A 23,939-nucleotide genomic window follows, 5' to 3' on the forward strand; every position below is an offset into this window, starting at 1 on the left:
ATCCTCAAAACAGTATAACGATGTATGTATATATCCAGACCGAACCCACCCTTTTCACCGTTGGCTTTCATTCCCCCAATGGAGAATGGCACCCAGATAGCGACCACGCCACCAGGAAGGAAGCCGCCCAGCAAGTGGCGAAGCTGAACGGGAGCCACCAAGCCCCAACAATAAGTAAAGAGTTGTTACCGCCTTCCCTGTTGGTCCTCAATATTGACATTTGCGAAGATGAAAATTTCCAATGGTTGCGGGGAATTGTCGAAGCCACCAACGGAGACCTGAAGACCGTGGACCACCTCCGAAGGAAAGCCAAGACCGCCCGCAATACAAAGCAACTGATCGAAGCGGAAAAAGAGCTGAAGACCTTTATCAAAGATCATTTTACCAACCTAAAAAAATAGCTGACCAATGACAGAACTAAATTCACTACTCCGGGCAGAACTTGACAAAGCCAATTTGATAGATGAGCTGCAAAAGCTGTTAGGGGCAGAGCTGAATAAATCCGGGAAACGGACTAAAGAAGCTTTTGCAGGCGATGACAAAGACGAGCAGATAAAGCGGGCAGCCTACCACAGTGGCATTACCAAAGCTTTTGACATGCTGCTGACCCTAAAACGTGACCATTTTTACAAAGCAGGGCAGCAACTGAAACAGTCAACTACCCGCACTGACCAACACAGCAAGCTTTAAACCTCTTTTTTTTACCTCAAATGTCTTTGGAGCTGGAACGCCCGCCAATACTGGGCTGAAGGGCGAAAAGTGCAAAAACACCCTGTCCTGTGGCAAGTTTTTCGCATACGGAAATGTCTTTGAGGCTGGAACGCCCGCCAATACTGGGCTGAAGGGCAAAAAATGCAAATACCCCCTGTCCTGTGGCAAATTTTCTTTGACCAGAAATGTCTTTGGGGCTGGAACGCCCGCCAATACTGAGCTGAAGGGCTAAAAGGGCAAAAACACCCTGTCCTGTGGTAAAAACCGCATTTTTTAGCCCTCTATTGATTGACAACGTTTTACAAATTCAAAAAATACAGCATACATGGCATTTTTAGGGCTTTAGCTGTCCTTTGTCCTGTCCTGCTGTCCCCACATCTTTGTACCAACATTAAAAAATACCACCAATGAAAAAGAGAACACAACCAACAATCCCCCGCGATGCCTACATAGGGCTAAACACAAACAGCCACATCAAAGACGCTTTGGTGGAGCTGGCAGAGCAGGAAGGAATGACCCTTACCGCCTATATGCAGGAAGTCTTTAAAGACCACCTCCGCCGGAAGGGTATTGTAATTGAGCTGAACCTAAAAATTGTGTGATATGTCAGAAGCTACTTTGAAAACGACCACCGTACCCGTTGTAAACCTGCTGGTTTTGACAGAAAGTGAGTACAAAGCCGCCCTGGAAGATGCCGCCCGCAAAGGTGCCGCCCTCGCGATTGAGCAAGCCCAGGCGAAAGCAGCACCCGAAGCCAGGGAAAAGTTTCACACCAGGAAGGAAGCCGCCCAGTTTATGGGAGTTTCCATTGCCACCGTTGACAAGCTAAGACGGGAAGAATATTTGAAACCCTCCTACATCAAAGGCAGTGTGAGATACAAGGAAAGCGACCTTTTGCGCATCCTTGAGGAAGGCACGGAATAAGGCGGAAAGCAGGGGCACAAACGCCCCTGCACCCCTGTCCTTTCGCTTGCCTGGGCACCTGCTTAACTTTGATGAAAAATTAAACGACTATGTACAATATCACAACTGTAATACGGCAAGATACAGACCTGAACGTAAGACTAAACAGCGGTCTGAAAGAAGCTTTCTCCCGTGTTGCAAAACGCAACAATACCACGATGGCGGACTTAATCCGTGCCTTTATGGAATCAGTGGTGAAAGCCGATGAGGAGCAAGAACGGAAAGCCCGCAAAGCCAGTCTGGCAAAATTGCCGCGAGACGAACGCCGCATAATTGAAGATGCCAACAAGGCTATGGAGAAAGCATGGAAGCAGGCACAAGGCAGGTAAGACACTCTCGTTTCATGTGGTTTGGAATTCCCTGGGCTTTGTGCCAAAGCCTGGGGCTTTTCCCAACCTCTTTTCAAACAAAAAAAGCCCAAACGGATAGAGCCGAACGAGCTTTTTGATAAATCAATAACGTGATGGCAAGATACGCTAATTATACCGACAAAACAAGGGGCGAACAGCCTAAAGGCAACATATCACCGGAAGGGCTGGGCGAAGATATAAAGCGCCACACCAATGGAAGCAAGGGCAAGACCACCCGCCCAAAATCCAACCAACCCCAATTCCCATATTCGGAAGTCTTCCCCCCATTCTTTCAAAAATTCATATCTGAAGCCCAGGAAAGTTGGGGTATGCACCCGGACTATTTAGCCCCTGCAATCCTTTGTGGCGCTTCCGCTGCTATCGGAAAGACGCGCGCCTTTGAGATCAAGCGGGGCACCGTTCAATATGGGAATTTATACTTTGCTGCCATTGGCAACCCCAACAGCAATAAAAGCGCGCCCTTTAAATTTGCCCTTTCCCCAGTGGAGCAGCGGGACAATGAGAATTACCAAAACTACCGCCGGGAATTAGGCAACCACGATGACGAAAGCGGAGAACCAAAGCCCACCTGGAAACGAAGCCTGGTTAATGATATTACTGTGGAAGCTTTGGGAGTTGTCCACCAAGACAACCCCAGGGGGGTAACTGCCTTCCGTGATGAGATCAGCGGGTTTATTGAATCTTTCAACCGATACAACAAAGGCGGAGACCAGGAAAAGTTTTTGGAGTGGTGGAGTTATGCCCCTATGAAGGTAGATCGATTGAACCGCCCGCCTGTCTATGTTCGAAGCCCCTATATTTCAGTTGTGGGGACTATTCAGCCGGGAGTATTGGAAAAGATGACCAAAGGAGACGGGGACAAAAACGGGTTTATTGACCGCTTTCTGTTCACATGGCCCCAGGGTATCAAAAAGCCCACCTGGACAGATAGCGAGTTTCCCGAAAGCCTATTGAACCAATACCGGGAAGGCATAGAAAACCTATTGAATTTGGAAATGGAAGAACAGGAAGGGCGGATACAAAAAAAGCCCCTGAAGCTTCGCCCCACACTGGAAGCCAAAAAGCGTTTATTCGAGTTCTACAACGATGTAAACAATAAGATTTGCAACACGGCAGAGAATGACCAATTAGCAGGAATCCACGGTAAATTTGATACACATACCGCCCGCCTGGCTTTGCTGCTGCAAATGATTTGGTTTGCCTTTGAAGGGCACAGCCACGACAAAATTGAGCTGGACACCGTAGAGCGCGCAATACTGACCGCTGAATACTTCCGGGAACAATCCGTAAAGGTTTACGACCGTATCAACCGAGAAACACCCGTAGACCGATTGCCAGCGGATAAACAAGCTGTTTACCTTGCCTTACCTGAAAACAAAATATTCAAAACAGGAGAAGCCGTTAAAATCGCAAAGAACAATGGAATGCCCGATAGAACCTTTAGGAAATGGCTGAATGACCCAACCTATTTTGAGAAAATCAGCTACGGCAATTACGCTAGGATATACTAAACCTTGCCAACCTTGCCAACTCTGCCAAGTGTACAAAGTGAATTTTGCTAATATATTGAAAACCAATTTTTTAATTGTTTCGAAAGTTGGCAAAAAGTTGGCAAAAGTTGGCAAGACCCGCAAAAGTACTTGCAATCCCATACATATCTAAGTTGGCAAAAGTTGGCAATCAGGTTTGCCAACTTTAGCAACTGAAAACCAATGACTTATAAAGAAGTTGGCAAAGTTGGCAAAGTTGGCAACCTGTTTTGCATAAACCTTTGAGCAATGACCACCACACAGCACCGTCCCATACTAGAACCGTACAAAGGGCCAAGCACCCGGCACCGCTGCCCAGGCTGTGGCAAGCCCAGGGAGTTCACCCGGTATATTGATACCCAGACCGGGCAACACATAGCCGCGCACGTTGGTAGATGCAACCGGGAAAACAAATGTGGCTATAATTACACGCCCCGCCAATACTTCCTGGACAATCCCACGGAAGAAACCCGCGCCTGGCTGCAATCAGATCAGCACCTGAAGACCTACACCCCACCACTGCCACCACCCCCAGTGGATTACATACCGCCCCAGTATTTGGAGCGCACCCGGCAACAATTGGCGCGCAACAACTTTTACCGCTTCCTGGTCAAGCTGTTTGGCGAAGCCGAAGCCGCCCGCCTGGCTGACCTTTACAAGCTGGGCACCTCAAAGAAGTGGGAAGACTTTGGGGGGCTTCCTGTGGCGTTCTGGCAGATCGACCAAGCCGGGAACCTCCGGCAGGTCAAAATAATGGCGTACCACCCAGATACCGGGCGGAGAATCAAAGGTAAAACCCGCATTATAGGCAAACAGCTAAAGCCAGGGGGGAACCTTATGCAATGCCTTTTCGGGGAGCACCTATTGAGCGCCGCCCCTTCCGCCCCTGTGGCAATCGTTGAGAGCGAAAAGACCGCCGTAATTATGGCAGGGGTTTACCCAGATTGCCTTTGGCTGGCTACGGGCGGGAAGAACGGGGCAAGGTGGACAGCGCAGGAAGTTTACCAAGCCCTGGAAGGGCGGAACGTTGTACTTTACCCAGACCTGGACAGTACGGAAGATTGGGCAGAACGGGCGAAGATATTAGCCGCCGCCTGTGAATCTGTGGAAGTGTCCACCTATTTGAGAGACAACACCCCACCGGAAGACCACCGGGAAGGCTACGACCTTGCCGACTACTTTATAAAGCGCCTGCTTTCCCCAGACCAGGAACAGACCACCGCCCAGGCAGATCAGGAAGACCAGGAAGGCTTTGCCCTTCCGCCTGGCTGGCAGTGGGAAGAACTCAACCTAAAGCACGGCACACACCGCGTACTTATCGACCATGACGGTTTGCCCGCTTCCTGGAACTACAACCCCAGGACAAAGCGGGAAACGCTGGCTGTAATGATAGCGGAACAGCCATTGGTCAATTCATTAATTCAAACATTCGATTTACAGTTATGAAACTAAGATTAGGCATAGGACTAAAATACGGAAGGCGACCACGCCCCCAGGCGAAAGCACCGCTGGAAATGAGATCAGCCGCCCCCATACCGGAGCCACCGGAGCCGGAGCCGGAGCCGGAAGCCCAGGCGATGAGCGCCGCCGCACCCGCACCAAACGAGCCACCGAAGCGTAAAGGCTTCCTGGCTGGGATATGTGCCCGCATGAAAGCAGGGGCAAAGGCTGTCCTTTCATTCTGGAAACAATAGTATCACCTTTGAGTAATTCAAAAGCGCATCACATGAAGAAACAAGATGTAAAGGTGCTGAAAGATAGCGCCGTATGTATGAGGCTAAACAACCGTATCAAAGAAGCCGCGCGAGAGCTGGCAAACCGGGAAGGCATTACCCTTTCCCAGTTTATTGAGCGCGCACTAAGGAAGGAAATAAGCGAAGCAGGGAAGCAAATACAGGTAGTAAAAGACCTGACGTGAGCGCCCGCCCTGCATATTTCCCCCTAAAAAGGTGGATTTAATTCATTTTACCATCAGGCGCAGGCGGGGTACAGAAGCGTTTGGAGGCACTTTCAGCGATAAAAAACGGCTGGAACCCCTGTAAATGCTCAGTTTTGATTTTCTATTTTGAACAGCCCAAAACCCCCTAAATGCCCAAAACGCATTTAAAAAACTTTTAATGTGTATAGCGATTTTCAAACATCAAATAAATATGTAATATGAGCGCACTAGTATTTGACCGCTGCGAAGCACAGACCGCCCAGGATATTCAATACCTGGAAGAACGCCGGAACACTATTTTTGACAATCTCCAACCGATTTACGAGAGCGTGAAACAGCTACTCAGGAAGGAACCCCTATTTGAAGACCTGGAACCGTTTTTGGACTGTGAAGCAGACCGGGCGGATATTCAGGAACGGGCTTTTGAACGGTTCCTAAAGCGGATAGATGACAAATTGGGCATCCTTCCGCGCCACGCCGCCGCCGCCCTGGGGAAGATACCGGATGACGTTTTGGAAGTGGTGGGAGCCTGGGAGCAATACTATAATGGCCCGACCTCGAAAGACCCAAAGAAATACTGGAGTGACACAAAGCAAAAGTTCCGCCCCCTTCCTGTGACCGAAAAGGAAAAGGAAGGGATTGCCGCCAGGAACATTATTTACGTGAAAGATCAGGAGCGCGCCCAGTTGCTGGACTATGCCCGTTTGGTCTCCAATGCTTTGAATTATGCCAGTGAGCACCACCACATCAAAACCTATCCGGGAAGTTTCTTTGAAGACAACCCCCATTTGCAGCCGTTGATGACCTGGGAGCAAACAGAAGCCGTATACGGGAAGCGGTTTGTTTTTAAGCCTAAAGTACAGGGGTTGACCTTCCGGGATTCTGCATACACTGCATTTGACGAAGGGTAAAGATTTTGCTTGTATTTATCCATTTTCAAGCCGTGCCCCTGCTATCTGTGGGGAGCACGGTTTTTTATTATCTTGCGTTTGATGTTTATTTCTTAACCCCATAGGTTGAGTTATACGTCACTCGCAATCAATTATCAGCCCTGTCAAGCCGCAGGGCTTTTTTTATTGCTCAAAAGTAGGAACGGAACACAAAACGGTATATCGAAAAACAAAAAACCCTGTAAACCAATGGCTTACAGGGCTAATTAGTAGCGGGAGCAGGACTCGAACCTGCGACCTCCGGGTTATGAGCCCGACGAGCTACCTACTGCTCTACCCCGCGATTTTATTTTAACGCGCCACATCTTTCGTAGCGGACTGCAAATATAGGGGAGATTTTTTTTCCATGCAAGCTTAGAGTCAAAAAAATCGTGCGCCTTTTGTTAGCCCCTTGATAATCAAGACAGAGCGCCCCAAAAAAGGCTTTTGTCGGACATACATTTATAACTGACCTTTCGCACGCGAAATATTTGGAAAATTGATTAATAATGTCAGGGCAGTTATCTTGCAGCTCAAAGGAGCGAAAGATGAAAGACCCAAAGTTACTAGACTTGTATTCGGACTACCTGCTGGCATCGTTTCGCATGGCGACAGCCACCGGCTTGTCCGAGCTGACCGATCAGGCACTGAGCCATGACAAGATCAGCCGTTTTTTAGGGCAGGAAGCCTTCACGGCAAAGGACTATTGGCGTTGCATAAAGCCTTTGGTACGTAAAGTGGAGCACCCGGACGCGGTCATCAAGATAGATGACACGATCGAGGAGAAGCCGCACTCTACGGAGAATGAAGTGGTCACTTGGCACTGGGACCACTCCAAGAAGCCGAAAGCGGGGCACACCAAAGGGATCAACATCCTGAATTTCCTTTACCAGAGCCCACAGGGCATAGAGCTGCCTGTTGCTTTTGAGATCGTGCGCAAGTCGCAAGAATACGTGGATACCAAAAGCGGGCAGGTAAAGAAGCGCAGCCCCCGCAGCAAGAACGAGATGCTGCGCGACCAGCTTTTTGCACTTGTCAAATACAACCGCGTGCCCTTCCGCTATGTGGTCTGGGACACTTGGTTTGCTGCCAAGGAGAACTTTGAGTTCGTGCACTATGAGCTGGGCAAGCATTTTATCAGTGCCTTAAAGAGCAACCGCAAGGCTGCCCTTACCATGGAAGACAAACTGGAAGGCAAGTTCCACCGAGTCGACGGGCTAGAACTGCAAGCAGGCCAGGCCATTACTGTTTACCTTAAAGGGCTGGACTTCCAAGTCCAGCTGGTCAAACAGGTCTTTATAAACCAAGACGGCTCAACTGGAGACTTGTACCTGGTCACCAACGATCTGGAGCTAAGCGGCCCAGCTATCTGCACAACCTACGGGACACGCTGGGGAGTGGAGGTATTCCACAAATCGCTCAAACAAAACGTGGGGCTGGAAAAGTCCCCCACCAAGCACGAGACATCCCAGTGCAACCATGTTTTTGCTGCCATGATTGCCTGGACTAAACTCGAACTGCTGTCTGCAAAAGAGCAGACCAACCACTTTGCCCTAAAAACCAAAATTTATGTCAATGCCCTCAGGGCGGCTTTTCAAGAGGTGCAAAGGCTCAAAGCCTATGTCCCTGCAATTGGGCCGCCAAACGGGCTAGCCACCCCTCTTTTGGGGTAAGGCTTTGATTAACTTGTTCATGCGAGTGCTTTTTCAGTGCCATGCACTGAGTGGGATTGCTGTGCCAAGCACCCTGAATACTGCTAATTTTTTCAATTATCATAACCTTTCGCGTGCGAAAGGTCAGTTTATAATTGTGTTTCTAAACCGGGATGAAACCTTACTTTTGTCAAAACACCCACAAATATGAAGCGACGAATACTCTATCCCCTGCTACTGCTACTTTTACAAACTGCTGCCTTTGGGCAAGACCCTTGTGCCGAAGGGCAAATTTCGGTCACGGTTGAAGTGCAAACCGACAGCTATGGTTATGAAACGGCATGGACGGTATCCGATCAAGCGGGTACCGTGTACGGATCCGCCAGCTTTTTTGATTACGCCAACCACAGTTTTTATCAGTCTACTTTTTGTGTACCCGACTCTACCTGCCTTCGGTTCCGGATTCAGGACAGCTTTGGGGACGGCATTTTTGCCCCTGGCTTCTACCGGTTGATTGGTGAGCAGGATACCCTTGCCGAGGGCGGGCAGAACTTTACAGAAGAAGCTGCCCACAGTTTCAACTGCGCGCCCGGGGAAGAATGTGATTCTGCCGTGCCCGTCTCTGAAGGGTTTTATACCGCTCATTATGACGACAGCTGGTATGCCTTCACCCCGGATTCGGTGGGTACGTACCTCATTTCCACCTGTGGCCTGAATGACTGTGATACCAAGATTTGGATTTATGATGGCTGTGGGGGGGAGATAGCCGAGGATAACCAAGGCACCATATTTTATAATAACGATGAGGGAGATTGTGCGCCCGCAGCTACGGTAGAAGCTTTTTTTGACCCGGCATTCACCTATTACATCCGGATCGGAGACCACGAAAACGCCTGTGCAGACAGCATCAACTGGGAATTGACCTACCTTGGTCCGGTGGTAGGCTGTACGGATCCTAACTCCTGCAACTTCAACCCACTGGCCACCATTGACGATGGCTCCTGCCTGCCACAGGGCGACCCGGACTGCCCGGCTGCGCCTGACCTCGTTGTCGATCAGGGCATACTGGCTTCCAGTATTTATCTGTCCACCATCAACTCCACCGACCCCTGCCTGATCGAAGAGGGCTGCCTGCATGGCTATGGGCAGCGCGATATTGTCCGCTTTACCACCTGGATTGCCAATGAAGGGGAGCTCGACTACTTTATTGGGCAACCCAGTACAGACAATACACAGTTCACTTACGACAACTGCCATGAACACTTCCACTACGATGGCTACGCCGAGTACGTACTCTACCAGGAAGATGGCACGGAAATCCCAATTGGCTTCAAAAACGGATTCTGCGTCATTGACCTCGGCTGCACCACCGGCTCCCCGCAGTATGGCTGCAACAACATGGGTATCACAGCTGGTTGTCATGACATATACAGTTCCGCTCTGGAGTGCCAGTGGATAGATGTGACCGATGTACCAGACGGGCGCTACACCTTCGTCACCCGTGTCAACTGGGATAATGCCCCCGACAAGCTGGGCCGCATTGAAAAAGATACCCTCAATAACTGGGCACAGGTTTGCATCCTTTTAGACCGTTCTTCCGGCAGCCTGGAAATGAGCCTCGATGAGGAATGCGATCCCTACATCGACTGCGAAGGCACCCCTTATGGCAATGCTGTAATTGACTGTGAAGGCAACTGTGGCGGCACTGCCCTGCGCGGCGACCTCGATCAAAACGGCAATCAGGAAACGGCCGATGCCTACGCCTACGTTGGGCATGCGCTGGATGGTGACCTGACTCCCACGCCATGTAATGACCTCAACGAAGATGGCCGCATCACCGTTTACGATGCCAGTCTGTTATCCAACTGCTATCTGTATGGCACGCTGCACCCGCATACCGGAGGAGGCGCGCATGACCATTGCAACTTCCCGGCGGGCGTACTGAACACCACGGACACCACCCTGCTCACCATTCTTGATACCAATTTCGAGGAAGGCTACGTGGATATCGGGCTTCACAATTCCTCTGCCCGGATCAATGCTTACCAATTTACGATGGAGGGCGTGGTCGTACAGCAGGTCGAAAACCTGGTGGATGATACTATTTATCCGATCTCACCCTATGGTGCCGGGCAAACCGTAATCGGTATTTCCTACCAGGATTCAACCATTAACAAAAGTAATGCTTTCCAGCCCCTCTGCCGGGTGCATTTCAGTGAAGTCACGGAGGATTTCATTTGCATATCTGTTATTGATGAGATCATCAACCTCGATCAGGAGCAGACCGTCACTTACCTGCTGGACCCTTGTGTGGAATACGAGGCCCCTACCGGCACCCGGGATCTGATTCAACAATTAGAGGCAAAGGTCGTTCCCAACCCCGCTTCCGGGCCAGCTTCGCTTCAGTTTAAGAATCCTGCCGGAGATGTTTACCAACTGGAGGTGCGGAACGCCAACGGGCAGTTGCTCTATGCTCAGTCCATCGCTGGCAACTCCGTTGAATTACCCACTGCACAATGGCCCGCCGGATTGTACTTTTACCGCCTGAGCAGCCATCAACGGCAAGGCAGCGGCCGGTTTAGCATACAATGATTACTTGCCTTAAAAACACGAAACCGCCTGGCGCGCAATGCACCAGGCGGTTTTGTTATTTTGATCCTTCACCAAAAGGGATTAGAGCTTTACCCACTTTTGGACGATACGGTAGCTTTCACCATTCAGCACTACCTGATAAACACCGGCTGCCCAGCTTTCCGTATTCAGGTTCAGTAGTTGGGTACCAGGGCTCAACACCACTTCCTGCCGCAGCACTTCCTGTCCGGTAAGAGCCGTTACGCTAATGGCTGCCAGCCCGGCCGTCGCTACAGCTACTTCAAGCGTGACCGCCTCCCTTCCTGGGTTGGGATAAACCTTGAGTTGATTTCCAAGGCTAACAGGAGCTGATGTATTCACCAGCGCCTCCCCAATTATGATATTGTCCAGATGGATTTTATCGCCACGGTTAAAAGGGTCGGCTTCCTGGCTTATCCCGGTACGGGTCTCAAAACAAACCTCTACCTTTTGGCCAGCGTAGGGTAAGAGGCTTACCTGCCGTGTCTCAAAGGGGCCAGGTACTATGGTCTCCGGCTTGAGCGTGAGAGAAGCCGAATCGCCATTCACCAGCACCCGGAGCGCGGAAGCGAATGGGGTACTCCCCTGCACCCCATTCGCCAGGAATACCGGCGACCAGCTTTGCTGCAAGTCAAATTGTAGCAGCGGGTCCTCCACATTAGTCAGATCCGCACAGAAGCAGACCCGTGCCCCATAATCAGGATTCACTTTCCAAACGTTGCTGCCTATTGGCAGGGTGTAGGCCCCCTGCTGATAGGCTTCAAAACTGTTTGTACCGGTTATCAGCAGTCCGAACCCACCTGTGAAGGCGGCACTTTCTGAGAAGCTGATCTGAACATAAGGGCCCGCATCGACAAAGAAAGAATCCTGTGATGCTGCTCCTGCTTCAAAGGTGAGTACGCCGTAGTCGACCACCGGGACCGGATTGGAGGCCGGCGCTAATGCAAGCGTGTCGTTCTGATTGAGAAAGTCAGAAGGGTAAGCCACCCAGGCATCAATCGTATTAGCATTCTGTATGGGAATATCAACCGGAGTCTGGAAGGTGTAGAAAAAGCTTTCTCCCCGATAAGTCGTCACCGGTACCATGCCTTCTTCAGCAACGACGGCCCCATCATTCAGCTGATAATGCAAGGTGATGGGCGTGCCCGCCGCTATAGAATCGCAGCCATTAAACCGCACCTCCACTTCGACAGTCTCTGCTCCCATAAAGCAGGCGGAAACCGGGTGGCGGACGGACTCCACACTGAGGTCGGAGTTCTGAGCCAGGATATTCTCGATCACAACAGTGAGCGTATCATTCGCGGCAATATTGTCTGGCCCATAGGCGGCCCATACCTTAATTTCATGCGTTGCCGGCTCGGCAAGTGCGGCGGCTGGCATACTAAACGTAAAACTCAGGATGTCCTGATGCACCAAAGCTTCTTCCAGGACCAAAGTATCCTCTAAAACAGCGCCATCGTTGACCTGAAAGGCCAGTGGAATTGCCGTTCCTACGCCCGCATCCGTGAAGCAGCTGGTGTAGGCCAGTTCGACGGTTAAGAAAGTTTCTTCCAGCAAGCCACAGGACAGGGAGTCAAGATTGGATATGGACAGCGGCTGCAGGTCCGAATCGGCAAAAGGCGTGCCCACTCCTACAGCATACCAGGCATTGGTAACCTGAACCACAGGGTCTGAGCAAGGCCCAAACAGGTCCTCCGCCGACTGAATGGCCCCAAGGCGGGCATCATAATGGTTGGAAGACTCTGTGAGGTAGTACCGTAGGTTGTGGAAAGCAATCAGGGCTGCTGTATCCATGCCCAGACCAGCCACATTGAAGGTATCTAAACGGTCATTGACTCCGTTGCCGCCCTCGGTCAGGAGGTAAAACCAGTGGTTTTGCACGCCGCTGTTGGTGTGCACCCCGCCGTTATCGCCCGAGCTGGTAAACCAGTGCTGCCCCAGGTAGGTATCGGGATGGCCATCTTCTTTGGTGTCCTGCATATTCCGGAAGCCGTTGCCTTGCTGATCCGCATCCTCCGCAATGGTCCAGTCTGCCAGCTCCGGGGAGGCATAGAATTCGATGACGGTGCCAAAAATGTCACTGTAAGACTCGTTCAGTGCACCGCTCTCGTCCTGATAAATCAGGTTGGCGTTGCTTTGGGTAATGCCGTGCATGAATTCATGGGCAACCACATCGGTAGTGGCCAGAGAAGTGAAGCTTGTGCCATTGCCATCGCCAAAAAGTGCCCAGTCGCCATTCCAAAAGGCATTAATCACATCCCGCTCGTAATGCACGTAGCTGATCAGCGCCATGCTATCGCCATCCACCCCGATATAACCGAAGTGCTCGGCAAAGTAGTCAAAGGTGGCAGCGGCGGCCCAGTGCGCGTCGGTTGCTACTTCATCCTGATTGGCGTTAAAATTATCCCAGAAGTTATCATCGTCCAGAAAATCTTCGGCTTGTTCAGCATCATCACCGCGCAGCATGTTGTAGGTTTCAATACCATGCCCGCGGGTGGTTTCCACCAACCGGAACTGCCCATTGTCCATAGAGTCGGTCATAATGGTGCGCTGCCCGCTGTATTTGGTTTCGGCTGTGCCCGGTGTATTATGGGTATGCAATAGGTTGATGCGGTTGAGTACCGTACCGTCTTTGGCATTGATAAAAACCAGCTCCCGTTGCAGCGGTCGCTGAGCGTTTATGGTCATCCGGTAAGCCAATGTTAATCCGCTACGGGCACTCGCACGTGTGCCCGCCCATACCAGTTCAGGCTTTGGCAGGTAGGTAGCGTTGGGATCGCGGCGCACCTTTCTAAGCATTCCCTCCAGCCCTTCGTTTTCCCAGGCGTACACTTCAGCCGGGACAACCGACAGCGCCTGATCCAATGCTTCTTCCGGCGACAAAACCGGCACCCCCTGAACGGAAGGCCAATCTTTAGGCCATTGACCATTAATCAGAGTAGCCTGGCCCTGCCTCGTGTGCACGTACAACTGACTGCTCTGAACGGGAAAGCCCTGGTAGAACAACTGGTAAAGATGGTGGCTTCTCTCCCCTTCTTCACGGATTTTCATCTTTTGCCAAACCGCACCCTGTGGCCAGTTTTGCATGTTTTGAAAATGCCGCAAGGCCTCTTCTGCTCCAAGTGAAAAACCAGGCCTGACCCGCAGCCAGTTTTGGTGGCCTTCAACCGGTACGAACGGGTTATCTGCCAGAGCCGGGCCGGAAGGCAGCTGCCGGAACCCCAATCCCATAACTACGGCTACACTTAAAAGGAATAATAGTTGCTTTTTCATACTATAGTTTACAATCACAGAAATGATTCAGAGACAACCTAAAGTTGCAACATTAAACCCTGACTTTTGTCAATTTTCCGGAAAAAATCAAGCGCTTCTTTTAAGTCGGGGCTTTACTCTTCTGCAAAAAAAGCCTATTTTACGGCTCTAAAGGAGTTTCCCTACTCCCCCAAACGAATATGCACAATGGATTCCAGGAAGTACCGCTTAACCTTCTTTGTCTCTGTCTCCTTTATTGGGGCCATGTTCATTTTCTATTTCCTGTCCCTCCAAAATGCCCTCAAACAGAACAAGGACAGCGCTGCTCTCATCAATCTGGCCGGGCGGCAAAGGACGCATTCTCAGAAAATTGCGCTTCAATCCCTTCGTTTCTTCTATGAAATCCCCCAGGAAGACCAGGAGATCATCCGGCAGAATTTAAGAGAGAGTATTTCCCGCTTTACCGATGCCCACCTTTACCTGTTTGATGCCAGCCCAGGCAACAATTTCCACAATCCGCTGAATGATTCCCTGACCCTTGCCATTAACAACGGTATAGAGGATGCCCGAATGCGCCTGATCAGCAATGCCTATGCTATTGGTTTTGAGGGAGAGAAGGAGCCTTCCAGATTGAAGATGCTCTTTGAGGACCAACAGACTTTTTTATCAGGGATGGAGCAAATTGTCAACCGCTACGAATACAACAGCAGTGCTCAGAATGACCGGCTGATTGTGCTCAACCGTACGCTGCTGGTTCTGAGCTTGTGCCTGGTGGGGTTCATCGCCACCTTTATCATGTACCCGCTGTTGGGACAAATTGCTTCGTACACTAAAAAATTAAGAAGCCTGAATGACCACCTCCGGAACAGCAATGAAGAACTGGCTAAAGCACAGAGCGAACTGGTTGTCCAGGTCAATGCCATGAAGTCTATCAACTCTGCTCTGAATTTGAATGCGTTGGTGTCCGCAACGGACAAAAACGGCAAAATCATTGAGGTCAACTCCAAATTTTCAGAAATTTCCGGTTATTCAGAAGCAGAACTGCTAGGCAATGACCACCGGATGATTAACTCGGGCTACCACAATAAAGCTTTTTGGAAAGACATGTGGGATACCATTGATCAGGGCGAAATCTGGCGGGGTATTGTCAGGAACAAAGCCAAAGATGGATCATTTTACTGGGTGGACTCCACCATCACGCCGATTAAGGGAAAAGACGGACAGATCGAAAAATACCTGTCTATCCGGCAGGATGTCACGCAGCGCATTCAGTATGAGGAAGAGCTCAAAGCCTCTAAGGAACGGGCCGAGGCTGCTAATATCGCCAAGTCTTCTTTTCTGGCGAATATGAGCCATGAAATCCGTACGCCACTCAACAGCGTTATCGGCTTCACAGACCTGCTGCTGAAGACCAGGCTCAACGAAACCCAACAGCAGTATATGAGCCTCATCCATCAGTCGGGCAACATTCTGCTGGACCTGATCAACGACATCCTGGATTTCTCAAAAATCGAAGCAGGCAAGCTGGAGCTTTCCTACGAACGAACCGACCTCTGGGAGCTGGTCAGTCAGGTGGGCGATATCGTCAAGTATAAAGTCAATGAGAAGGGTATCGAACTGCTGCTCAACCTCTCTCCCAACCTGCCCCGCTATGCATGGGTAGACCCGGTACGCATCCGGCAAATCCTGGTCAATCTGGTTGGGAATGCTGTCAAGTTCACGGAAGAGGGCGAAATAGAAATCGGTATTTCTGCCCTGCCGGGCAAAGATGAAAATGGTTATCAGGGGCTTCGGTTTGTAGTCCGTGACACTGGTATTGGCATCGCCGAAGAACGAAAAGATAAAATCCTGGAAGCTTTTACTCAGGAAGACAACTCCACCACCCGTAAGTATGGGGGCACAGGGCTCGGGCTCACGATCTCCAACAAACTCCTGCACCTGATGGGGTCTCAGCTTGAAATCCAAAGCCGATTGAACCTGGGGAGTACCTTTTCCTTTGTGGTTTACTTACAAACTGAAGAAGGAGACTGCAATCAATGGGATGGGCTTTCAGATATCGAACATGTGCTTATTGTTGATGACAACCCCAACAACCTCCATATTCTCAGGGAAATGCTGCACCTGCAACAGGTTTATACTTCCTCGGCATCAAATGGGATCGCTGCGCTTGAAAAACTGAAGCAGGATAGTAGCATTGACGTCCTGATCACCGATTACCATATGCCCTACATGGATGGCATTGAGGTCATAAGGAGAATCAGGGAAGAACTGGAGCTTACAGCCGATGACCTTAAAATCATTCTGTTGCATAGTGCTTCAGATGACCGCTTAATCAACAAAGCCTGCAAAAAACATAAGGTCTTGCAGCAAATCAATAAGCCAATTACTATTCGATGCCTGTTTGATGCCTTATCGCTAGTCAACCGGCAGGAAGAGGCGATGCCGGCAGTCATCGCGAGTGCTCCGGCACCTCCTGTAACGGTAAAGAGCCAATCACTTACCATACTGATCGTTGATGACAACCACGTCAACGTCATCCTGGCTCGTGAACTCATCAACAATATCCTCGATCAGGTAACAATCCATACGGCGGGTAATGGTAAATCTGCTATTGATAAATTCCATGAGGTTCAGCCCGACCTTGTACTGATGGATGTCCAAATGCCTATACTCAACGGTTATCAGGCAACGCAGGCTATACGGGAATCCGAACGAAATGGCCGCACCCCGATTATCGCGCTGACTGCCGGCACTATCAAAGGAGAACGGGAACGTTGCCTGAAGGCAGGTATGGATGACTACCTGAGCAAACCGATAACCGCCAGTCAGCTTCAGCAAATGCTGGAAAAATGGCTGGAAACACAACAAGGAAGAGATGCCGAAGAACCGGGTGAAGCTGCTTCGGCTACAACACCAAAATCTTCAACGCCGGTTTTCAACCGAAGTACTCTATTGGAACGATTTGGTGGGAATGAAGCCATTTTAGAGGAAGTCATTGAGGAAATTTGGAGCATTGTACGGTCCGGCGAACTCCGGAAAGACGCAGAAGCGCTTCAATTGGCTATCCAAAACCAAGCTCCTGAGCAAGAGGTCAAAAGGCACGCCCACAAAATTAAGGGTACGGGGCTGACCGCTTCCTTCGACCGGTTGGCAAAATACGCCATTGACCTGGAGGACCTTTCTCCCTACGAGACAGGAACAGCGCAAATGCTTTCTAACCGCATCGCAAATGAAGTGGAAGTACTGGAGGAGATGGCCAGTAAACCGGCCTAAGCCAGGAGAGTGCATTAATGGCAGTGAACAACACGGGCTTATCTTTCGTGACGATGAGCGTGTGCCCGTACTGAGCTGCCCCTCCCCCCCATCTGCCCTCTGACTCATGTACGTACTTTTCAGCAGCTGAAAAAAAGAGGCACTATCCGAAGTTATCAGATAGTGCCTGCAGATTTATTTCATTAACCAGGAATGGTATATCAAGGCCAGCATAAGGTGCTATAAACCATACGCTTTTAATACCTCACCTGATTTAGCCACATTCAGAGTATCCGCAGCTCTTGCAGATGAGACAGCCTTCCTTGTAAATCAGCCCGTCGGCATCATTGCAACTAGGGCAGGCACTTTCAGCAGCTTTGGTGCCATCGGGTACGAACTGCTTTAGCGCACGCACCACGCCATTTTTCCAGGTATTGATGTAGTCTTCCTCAACATTGAGCCCTTCAACCAAATCCACCACATACGGGATAGGCATGCCATGACGAAGCACTCCGGAAATCAGCTTGGCGTAGTTCCAGTATTCTTTGTCAAAGGAGCGGGACAGCCCCTCTATCGTCACCCGGTAGCCCTGCTTGTCTTCAAACTGCAGATCGTAGCGGTTGTGGCCCTCATCATCTGTATTTTTCATCACCCAACCTTTTGTCACGTAGCCTGGAATAATGAAAATATCCTCCGACTTGCCGGTAAAGATCTCGTAAGGGCGGTTGGCATACAATCCAATTACCGCAATCCAATCCTCGGCATTGTTCTTGAACCGGACCACAGCTGCTTCGAGGACCTCAGGGCGCTTAGGCGGCATAGTTTCCTGAAACTCATTAGCGGCACCTGTTTTCTTTTCCTTATCGGATACCAACACGCCAGAGCGGGAGCCGTCACGGTAGATGGTGCAGCCCTTGCACCCTTCTTTCCATGCTGTTTCGTAGATTTTCTGCACCATTTCCACAGAAGTTTCTTCCGGTATATTGACCGTTACGCTAATCGAATGGTCTACCCACTTCTGAATTGCCCCCTGCATTTTCACCTTTTGCACCCAGTCCACATCGTTGGCTGTAGCCAAATGGTAAGGGGACTGCTCGATGATCGGGTCCAGTTCTTCCGAAGGCATCCGGCGGACCTTCTCCACATCGTAGCCATTAGCTTCCAGCCAAACCAGGAATTTATGGTGGAAAACATTATATTCTTCCCAGTGGTCGCCTACTTCATCGATAAAGGTTACGTTGGCTTCCTTATCGTTCGGATTGACCTTGCGGCGGCGCTTGTACGTGATCAGGAAGGCCGGTTCAATGCCGCTCGCCGTTTGCGTCATCAGGCTGGTCGTGCCCGTTGGTGCGATGGTCAGCAAAGCAATATTGCGGCGGCCGTGGGCCAGCATCTCTTCATAGAGCGCAGGATCTGCTTCGCGCAAACGATTGATGAAAGGATTGTCAGATTCGCGTTCCGCATCGAAAACAGGGAATGCGCCCCGCTCTTTTGCCATAATTGCAGAGGAGCGGTAAGCATTGACGGCCAGCGTACGGTGAACGTCAACGGAGAAGCTGATCGCTTCATCACTGCCATAGCGTAGACCCAGCGAAGCCAGCATATCGCCTTCTGCGGTGATGCCTACGCCGGTACGACGGCCCTGCACACAGGTTTTGCGGATCTTTTTCCACAGCTCGTATTCGGTCGCTTTGATGTCTTCTGCTTCCGGGTCCTTCTCTATTTTCTCCAGAATCCGGTCAATTTTTTCAATTTCCAGATCAATGATATCATCCATGATCCGCTGAGCCATCTGTACGTGCTGCCCGAATTTTTCAAAATCGAACTTAGCCTCAGGCGTGAAAGGGTTTTCCACGTAACTGTACAGGTTGATAGCCAACAGGCGGCAGCTATCGTAGGGGCAAAGGGGAATTTCCCCGCAAGGGTTTGTTGATATGGTACGGTAGCCCAGATCGGCATAGCAGTCCGGCACCGACTCCCGAATAATCGTATCCCAGAAAAGGACTCCGGGCTCAGCCGACTTCCAGGCGTTCTGAATGATTTTCTTCCAGAGCTTCTGAGCGTCAACGTCTTTCCTGAAATCCGGGTTTGGCGAATCCACCGGGTACTGCTGTTGATAAGGCTTGCCTTCGATAGCTGCTTTCATAAAGGCATCGTCGATCCGGACCGAAACATTAGCCCCGGTCACTTTGCCCTGCTCCAGCTTGGCATCAATAAAGCCTTCTGCATCCGGATGGCGGCTGGAAACTGTCAGCATCAATGCCCCCCGGCGGCCGTCCTGCGCCACCTCGCGGGTGGAGTTGGAGTAGCGCTCCATGAATGGCACAATACCTGTGGAAGAAAGGGCACTGTTCATAACCGGCGAGCCTTTAGGGCGCAGGTGGGAAAGATCCTGCCCCACACCGCCCCGGCGCTTCATCAGCTGCACCTGCTCTTCATCCGCCTTGGCAATACCGCCGTAGGAATCTGCGCCGCTGCCAATAACGAAGCAATTGGACAAAGAGGAAATCTGGAATGGGTTGCCAATGCCAGCCATTGGGCTACCCTGTGGAACGATGTACTTGAAATCCTTTAAAACAGCGTAGACTTCTTCCTCACTAAGGGGCTCGGGGTAACGGGTCTCAACACGGGCTATTTCAGCAGCGATACGGCGGTGCATATCATCTGGTGTGCGCTCGTAAATATTACCGTAGGAATCTTTCAGGGCGTATTTATTTACCCATACATTGGCGGCGAGGTCATCGCCATTGAAGTACTCCACTGAAGCCTTCAGAGCTTCTTCGAAGGTGTACTTCTTAGTGTAAGACTTAACTTTTGGGGTCGTAACTGCTGGCGTCTCCATTTTAATATCTGTTTGGCTGGTTTTGGTAATACTATTTTGGCAATCCACAGGCTTAATTCGCCTGGAATTGTGTTAGCAATGATTATTTAAATTGGTGACCGTTTTGGCCATTTTAAGGCGGAAACCCAGACCGTACCCAAGCGTAAGCCTGACATCAGGCGACACACAGGGCTCAGGCCCTCTCTCATTTAGGGTGGTTATTCTTGCTTGAAGTTGGGAAGCTCTTTTATCTACGATAAATGTAAGGGTCTTATTTTAAAAATGCGTGCAAGAAGTGGTAGTAGTTTTCCACAAAATGTTGATAACTTAACCTGTTGATCTACAAACCCCGCTGTATCAAACGGATGAGCAGAGAAAGCAAAACGCTGATCAGGATCATCGTTGTGACGGGAAAATAGAACCAACCATTTTCCCCTTCCACCCGAATATCGCCGGGTAAGCGGCCCAGCCAACTCAGTTTGTCGCCAAAGAAGTAAACAATTACGCCTGCCAAAACGATGAAAAGACCAAAGTAGATAATTAATTTCCCGGTTGAAGGCATAAGGAAGCGTGAAGGAGCTTAATAAAACAGGGTCCGGCAAAACCGGACCCCGTGCAGTGGGCATTACTGGATTCGAACCAGTGACCTCTGCCCTGTCAAGGCAGCGCTCTAAACCAACTGAGCTAAATGCCCTAATTTTGAATTGGTTGGCAAAGATAAATAACCTCCCCGCTAATATGCAACAATAGTTCGGTAATTTTTTAAGCGGCAATCTTGCCGAAATTCAATAGCCTTTGCAAGGCAGATTTATTTTTTTCCAGTTCTGGGTCGATTTCGAAGTTGGATAAAAATAAATCCAGTATCAGTTCATTGAAATACGAGGTCTTTACGTTAGCTAAAGAAAATCCATTTCTTAGTTCTACATCCTGGTCCAGGTAGTGGGCGGCCTTGGCTACTCCAACCGCCGTCAAGGAGGTGTTGAAATGGAAATGCATCTTCTTTTCATCTCTGGATTGACAGTGAGTCAAACCAGTGTATTGCTTGGCATCTCTGAATAAGAACTCAATCTGGTAACGAGCCTTATAATAAGCGTAGATCAACTGGCCATCCAGTTCCAGATCCGTTGAAAAGTATACGGCATACCGGCCTGTAGGCTGACCTTCGTCAAGGAACTCAACATAGGCTAAATTGACCTTTCTTTTCAAACGGACTGCCCAACAGATCAATCCCCATATTTTCACCTCCTGATCTTCGTGGAGCAGTTGGAATTGGTCTTTGTCAATTTTCTTCAGCTTGATTTTACCGTTATACTTCTTGGGCCGGCCACGCCCTTTTTCTCTGGGACCGGCGTAGAGATATTTCAAATCAGCGTCTTTACGAAATTTAGAAACAACTTCTAGATCGGTCTGCTTGCAAACCGGGCCGATAAAGGAAATCTTTGAGAAATAGCCATCTACGACCACATACTTAGATACCTGGCGAAGCTGCTCTTTCCTTTCGATGATCAACTGGGCATAGTGATCTACCAGGGATTGTCCTTTTTCTTTGAGTTCTTTTTGACCAGGCGTCTGGATAGCTTCCAATGGCATAGCCGTATGATCATCTATGCCGACTACGCCCAAACCACCTATTTCAAGGCCTTTGACGGATTTACCCAAACAACCACTCCAGAATTTGTCAAGCTGTGGGGTGTGCTTCCCACTTTTGGGAAGATAACTTGGGTCAAAGGCGATAATCCGGTGAGCACCTAAATGTTCTTTACTTAACTCAATATTGAATTGGAGAAAATCGAATGACTTTTCAAATTGGAGTCGGTAGGTCTTTTCACAGTAAGTGCCATATCGCTCCATGCCTTTGAACGTGTATCGACCTCGTAGAGATAAATACAGTACAATGATCGAAATGATAAAATTTCGTCTCGGCTTGTTTAAGCCATCAATTTTGCTTAGTATCGTTTCCACAAGAGCCTGGCTCTTGCTGGAAGCATCATTAGTAGATAGTCGCATATCACTAAAATGATGCTTCCTTTCGTTTTATCCAAATGCTTCAAAAAATTACCGAACTATTGATGCAAGATTTACCCTAAAAATTTACCCGTGGGAAAATCGAAAAATCTTGCCTAGTTTAGTGGGCCAAACATCAATGAAAATTAATATGAAGATTAAACTGTCTCTTTTTGCTCTTAGCCTTGGCTTTTTTACTTTCTCCTGCAAGTCATCGGCTGAGCTGGCACAGAAGTACGAAACCGCACAGCAGGAACTGGACAACTGCCGCGAAAAATCACAACACTACGCTGCCAAGGCCGAAGATATGAGCCGGGAAGCCAACAGCTATCAGGAAAAAATGGCCGAAATGCAGCAGGAGTACGGAAATATGCGTAACGAACTCGCAGAAGCACAGGCTGCCCTGGAATCCGTTACCCGCGAACTGCAGGCTACCTCCGATGACTACGGCACGTGGTTCCGCGTGCAGATTGGTGCTTATCAGGACCCAAAGATCGACTCTGATTTACAGACCAACGAGGATGGTTTGGGCGTCAAGACTATGGATGGTCTCCAGAAAATCGTCCTTGGGCGCTTCCGGGATTACCAGAAAGCCAAGCAGCTGCAATCTCAAATCCAAAACCTTGGCATCAAGGATGCCTGGATCGCCTCCTATGAAGATGGTGTACGGGTACCTATCGAGCAGGTTATCGGCAACTAAACCCAACAGAAATCATGCACTTAAACAGGCTGTCCGGACCACTCCGGATGGCCTGTTGCACTTTTAGCCAGCTACCCCAACCGGCAGGATTTCCTTGAGCTTTGCCACGACCTGATCCACTTCAGCCCTGGTATTCAGGTGAGAAAAGCTGAACCGCATGGTCTTACGGGGCGAATCTCCGTGCAGGGCACTGACCACATGAGAGCCCGCATCGGCTCCTGAGCTGCACGCACTGCCCCCGGAAACACTAATGCCGGCAATATCAAGGCTAAGCAACAACAGCTCCGCTTTAGGCGAGGGTGGAAAACTAACGCTCAGTAGCTTGTAATGACCGTTTTGGGCATCCCCATTAAACTCCAGGTCATCGAAATTGGCTTCCAGCTGTTCGCGCAGATAATCGCGCAGTTCGGTTATTTTGGCACGGCGCTCCGGCAATTCCGCGTAGGCCAGCTGCAGGGCTTTTGCCATGCCCAAAATACCATAGATATTTTCGGTGCCCCCCCGCATGTTGCGTTCCTGTGCCCCCCCGTCAATGAAAGGCTTCACAGTATTATCGCCATTGATGTATACAAAGCCTGCGCCTTTCGGGCCATGGAACTTGTGAGCCGCCCCGGTCAAAAAAGCTATTGGCGTTTTGGATACATTGATCGGGTAATAGCCGATCGCCTGTACGGTATCAGAATGAAAGAGCGCACCATGCTCCTGGCATAAGGCAGCTATGCCTTCCATATCAATCAGGGTGCCAATTTCGTTATTGGCGTACATGAGGGAAACCAGGGTCTTCTGATCACTATCAGACAAAAGTGCTTTAAGGTGTGCCATATCTATCCGGCCCGCCTGATCGGTATTCACCTCAACGCGCTCTATTTGGTGCTCCCGCTGCAGCGCATCAATAGAATGGAGCACGCAGTGGTGCTCTAGTGGACTGCTGATGATACGGGTAACGCCAAGGTCCCTAACCGCACATTTCAAAGCCATATTATTCGACTCTGAGCCGCCGGAGGTGAAGAAGATTTCACCAATCGAAGCGCCCAGCTGCTCCGCAATCGTCCGCCGGGCCTGCTCAATCACCGACCGGGCTGTACGCCCTTCGTTGTGGATGGAGGAAGGATTGCCATAGTAAGTCCCCATCGCTTCGGTCATTGCCTGTATGACCTCCGGGAGTAGCGGAGTGGTCGCAGCGTTGTCAAAATAAATACGGTCCAT

General features: G+C 50.0%; 20 protein-coding genes and 2 tRNA genes. 14 read left to right on the top strand and 8 right to left on the bottom strand.

Features of this window, described 5'->3' with window-relative positions:
- Nucleotides 1-20 precede the first annotated feature (20 nt).
- Both IX84_RS26405 and IX84_RS26410 read left to right on the top strand, forming a co-directional pair.
- Complete coding sequence (locus tag IX84_RS26405) at nt 21-401, top strand: hypothetical protein (protein ID WP_044228281.1); 381 nt, start codon at nt 21-23, stop codon at nt 399-401.
- Nucleotides 402-408: 7 nt separating this feature from the next.
- A complete protein-coding gene (locus IX84_RS26410) occupies nt 409-690 on the top strand; it encodes a hypothetical protein (protein ID WP_044228283.1) in 282 nt (93 codons plus the stop codon).
- Nucleotides 691-706: 16 nt separating this feature from the next.
- Here IX84_RS26410 and IX84_RS26415 read toward each other — a convergent pair whose 3' ends face one another.
- Entirely contained in the window at nt 707-1,006 is a 300-nt protein-coding gene (locus IX84_RS26415; RefSeq protein WP_044228286.1) for a hypothetical protein, read from the bottom strand.
- A 112-nt stretch (nt 1,007-1,118) separates the two neighbouring features.
- Between IX84_RS26415 and IX84_RS26420 the strand changes: the two genes are divergently transcribed.
- The 8 genes from IX84_RS26420 (at nt 1,119) to IX84_RS26455 (ending at nt 6,424) form a co-directional block, all read left to right on the top strand.
- Complete coding sequence (locus tag IX84_RS26420) at nt 1,119-1,313, top strand: hypothetical protein (RefSeq protein WP_039723655.1); 195 nt, start codon at nt 1,119-1,121, stop codon at nt 1,311-1,313.
- Between the two features lies 1 nt (nt 1,314).
- Nucleotides 1,315-1,635: a helix-turn-helix domain-containing protein gene (locus IX84_RS26425; protein ID WP_044228292.1), complete on the top strand. Its 321-nt coding sequence runs from the start codon at nt 1,315-1,317 to the stop codon at nt 1,633-1,635.
- Nucleotides 1,636-1,724: 89 nt separating this feature from the next.
- Nucleotides 1,725-2,003 (top strand): hypothetical protein, encoded by a 279-nt coding sequence (locus IX84_RS26430; RefSeq protein WP_044228295.1) that lies wholly within the window; start codon nt 1,725-1,727, stop codon nt 2,001-2,003.
- 134 nt (nt 2,004-2,137) lie between these two features.
- Nucleotides 2,138-3,556: a DUF3987 domain-containing protein gene (locus IX84_RS26435; protein ID WP_044228298.1), complete on the top strand. Its 1,419-nt coding sequence runs from the start codon at nt 2,138-2,140 to the stop codon at nt 3,554-3,556.
- A gap of 267 nt (nt 3,557-3,823) precedes the next feature.
- The gene (locus IX84_RS26440) at nt 3,824-5,020 is read left to right on the top strand and encodes a DUF6371 domain-containing protein (protein WP_052516430.1); all 1,197 of its coding nucleotides are present in this window, start codon (nt 3,824-3,826) and stop codon (nt 5,018-5,020) included.
- Entirely contained in the window at nt 5,017-5,268 is a 252-nt protein-coding gene (locus IX84_RS26445) for a hypothetical protein (protein WP_044228301.1), read from the top strand. The genes IX84_RS26440 and IX84_RS26445 overlap by 4 nt, the downstream gene beginning before the upstream one ends.
- 32 nt (nt 5,269-5,300) lie before the next feature.
- The gene (locus IX84_RS26450) at nt 5,301-5,492 is read left to right on the top strand and encodes a YlcI/YnfO family protein (RefSeq protein WP_044228304.1); all 192 of its coding nucleotides are present in this window, start codon (nt 5,301-5,303) and stop codon (nt 5,490-5,492) included.
- A gap of 239 nt (nt 5,493-5,731) precedes the next feature.
- Entirely contained in the window at nt 5,732-6,424 is a 693-nt protein-coding gene (locus IX84_RS26455) for a hypothetical protein (RefSeq protein ID WP_044228307.1), read from the top strand.
- Nucleotides 6,425-6,673: 249 nt separating this feature from the next.
- On the opposite strand, the gene IX84_RS26460 is transcribed toward IX84_RS26455, so the two are convergent.
- Nucleotides 6,674-6,746 (bottom strand) — tRNA-Met (locus IX84_RS26460).
- Nucleotides 6,747-6,990: 244 nt separating this feature from the next.
- On the opposite strand from IX84_RS26460, the gene IX84_RS26465 reads away from it, so the two are divergent.
- Nucleotides 6,991-8,115 (top strand): IS701 family transposase, encoded by a 1,125-nt coding sequence (locus IX84_RS26465; protein WP_044215897.1) that lies wholly within the window; start codon nt 6,991-6,993, stop codon nt 8,113-8,115.
- 186 nt (nt 8,116-8,301) lie between these two features.
- Nucleotides 8,302-10,686, top strand: a complete 2,385-nt coding sequence (locus tag IX84_RS26470; RefSeq protein ID WP_044228310.1) for a lysyl oxidase family protein — start codon at nt 8,302-8,304, stop codon at nt 10,684-10,686.
- An 81-nt stretch (nt 10,687-10,767) separates the two neighbouring features.
- Here IX84_RS26470 and IX84_RS31595 read toward each other — a convergent pair whose 3' ends face one another.
- A complete protein-coding gene (locus IX84_RS31595) occupies nt 10,768-13,977 on the bottom strand; it encodes a M4 family metallopeptidase (protein WP_081968967.1) in 3,210 nt (1,069 codons plus the stop codon).
- A gap of 186 nt (nt 13,978-14,163) precedes the next feature.
- Between IX84_RS31595 and IX84_RS26480 the strand changes: the two genes are divergently transcribed.
- Complete coding sequence (locus IX84_RS26480) at nt 14,164-17,229, top strand: response regulator (protein ID WP_052516432.1); 3,066 nt, start codon at nt 14,164-14,166, stop codon at nt 17,227-17,229.
- A 253-nt stretch (nt 17,230-17,482) separates the two neighbouring features.
- Here IX84_RS26480 and IX84_RS26485 read toward each other — a convergent pair whose 3' ends face one another.
- The 4 genes from IX84_RS26485 to IX84_RS26500 all read right to left on the bottom strand — a co-directional run bounded on the left by IX84_RS26485 (nt 17,483) and on the right by IX84_RS26500 (nt 22,036).
- Nucleotides 17,483-20,050, bottom strand: coding sequence for an adenosylcobalamin-dependent ribonucleoside-diphosphate reductase (locus IX84_RS26485; protein ID WP_044228314.1), 2,568 nt, complete (start codon nt 20,048-20,050; stop codon nt 17,483-17,485).
- A 319-nt stretch (nt 20,051-20,369) separates the two neighbouring features.
- Complete coding sequence (locus tag IX84_RS26490; RefSeq protein ID WP_044228317.1) at nt 20,370-20,591, bottom strand: DUF2905 domain-containing protein; 222 nt, start codon at nt 20,589-20,591, stop codon at nt 20,370-20,372.
- A gap of 57 nt (nt 20,592-20,648) precedes the next feature.
- Nucleotides 20,649-20,723, bottom strand: a tRNA-Val gene (locus IX84_RS26495).
- Between the two features lie 68 nt (nt 20,724-20,791).
- Nucleotides 20,792-22,036: a transposase gene (locus IX84_RS26500; protein WP_052515835.1), complete on the bottom strand. Its 1,245-nt coding sequence runs from the start codon at nt 22,034-22,036 to the stop codon at nt 20,792-20,794.
- A 148-nt stretch (nt 22,037-22,184) separates the two neighbouring features.
- On the opposite strand from IX84_RS26500, the gene IX84_RS26505 reads away from it, so the two are divergent.
- On the top strand, nt 22,185-22,733 hold the full coding sequence (locus IX84_RS26505; protein ID WP_152605260.1) for an SPOR domain-containing protein: 549 nt from the start codon (nt 22,185-22,187) through the stop codon (nt 22,731-22,733).
- Nucleotides 22,734-22,796: 63 nt separating this feature from the next.
- On the opposite strand, the gene IX84_RS26510 is transcribed toward IX84_RS26505, so the two are convergent.
- Nucleotides 22,797-23,939: a cysteine desulfurase family protein gene (locus tag IX84_RS26510; RefSeq protein WP_044228323.1), complete on the bottom strand. Its 1,143-nt coding sequence runs from the start codon at nt 23,937-23,939 to the stop codon at nt 22,797-22,799.

The organism is Phaeodactylibacter xiamenensis (assembly GCF_000759025.1).
In the GTDB taxonomy this organism is placed as follows: domain Bacteria; phylum Bacteroidota; class Bacteroidia; order Chitinophagales; family Saprospiraceae; genus Phaeodactylibacter; species Phaeodactylibacter xiamenensis.

Excerpts from the sequence above, each read along its gene's own strand:
- IX84_RS26405 (WP_044228281.1), top strand. The coding sequence starts at position 21 with ATGTATGTATATATCCAGACCGAACCCACCCTTTTCACCGTTGGCTTT.
- IX84_RS26410 (WP_044228283.1), top strand. The coding sequence starts at position 409 with ATGACAGAACTAAATTCACTACTCCGGGCAGAACTTGACAAAGCCAAT.
- IX84_RS26420 (WP_039723655.1), top strand. The coding sequence starts at position 1,119 with ATGAAAAAGAGAACACAACCAACAATCCCCCGCGATGCCTACATAGGG.
- IX84_RS26425 (WP_044228292.1), top strand. The coding sequence starts at position 1,315 with ATGTCAGAAGCTACTTTGAAAACGACCACCGTACCCGTTGTAAACCTG.
- IX84_RS26430 (WP_044228295.1), top strand. The coding sequence starts at position 1,725 with ATGTACAATATCACAACTGTAATACGGCAAGATACAGACCTGAACGTA.
- IX84_RS26435 (WP_044228298.1), top strand. The coding sequence starts at position 2,138 with ATGGCAAGATACGCTAATTATACCGACAAAACAAGGGGCGAACAGCCT.
- IX84_RS26440 (WP_052516430.1), top strand. The coding sequence starts at position 3,824 with ATGACCACCACACAGCACCGTCCCATACTAGAACCGTACAAAGGGCCA.
- IX84_RS26445 (WP_044228301.1), top strand. The coding sequence starts at position 5,017 with ATGAAACTAAGATTAGGCATAGGACTAAAATACGGAAGGCGACCACGC.
- IX84_RS26450 (WP_044228304.1), top strand. The coding sequence starts at position 5,301 with ATGAAGAAACAAGATGTAAAGGTGCTGAAAGATAGCGCCGTATGTATG.
- IX84_RS26455 (WP_044228307.1), top strand. The coding sequence starts at position 5,732 with ATGAGCGCACTAGTATTTGACCGCTGCGAAGCACAGACCGCCCAGGAT.
- IX84_RS26465 (WP_044215897.1), top strand. The coding sequence starts at position 6,991 with ATGAAAGACCCAAAGTTACTAGACTTGTATTCGGACTACCTGCTGGCA.
- IX84_RS26470 (WP_044228310.1), top strand. The coding sequence starts at position 8,302 with ATGAAGCGACGAATACTCTATCCCCTGCTACTGCTACTTTTACAAACT.
- IX84_RS31595 (WP_081968967.1), bottom strand. The coding sequence starts at position 13,977 with ATGAAAAAGCAACTATTATTCCTTTTAAGTGTAGCCGTAGTTATGGGA.
- IX84_RS26480 (WP_052516432.1), top strand. The coding sequence starts at position 14,164 with ATGGATTCCAGGAAGTACCGCTTAACCTTCTTTGTCTCTGTCTCCTTT.
- IX84_RS26485 (WP_044228314.1), bottom strand. The coding sequence starts at position 20,050 with ATGGAGACGCCAGCAGTTACGACCCCAAAAGTTAAGTCTTACACTAAG.
- IX84_RS26490 (WP_044228317.1), bottom strand. The coding sequence starts at position 20,591 with ATGCCTTCAACCGGGAAATTAATTATCTACTTTGGTCTTTTCATCGTT.
- IX84_RS26500 (WP_052515835.1), bottom strand. The coding sequence starts at position 22,036 with ATGCGACTATCTACTAATGATGCTTCCAGCAAGAGCCAGGCTCTTGTG.
- IX84_RS26505 (WP_152605260.1), top strand. The coding sequence starts at position 22,185 with ATGAAGATTAAACTGTCTCTTTTTGCTCTTAGCCTTGGCTTTTTTACT.
- IX84_RS26510 (WP_044228323.1), bottom strand. The coding sequence starts at position 23,939 with ATGGACCGTATTTATTTTGACAACGCTGCGACCACTCCGCTACTCCCG.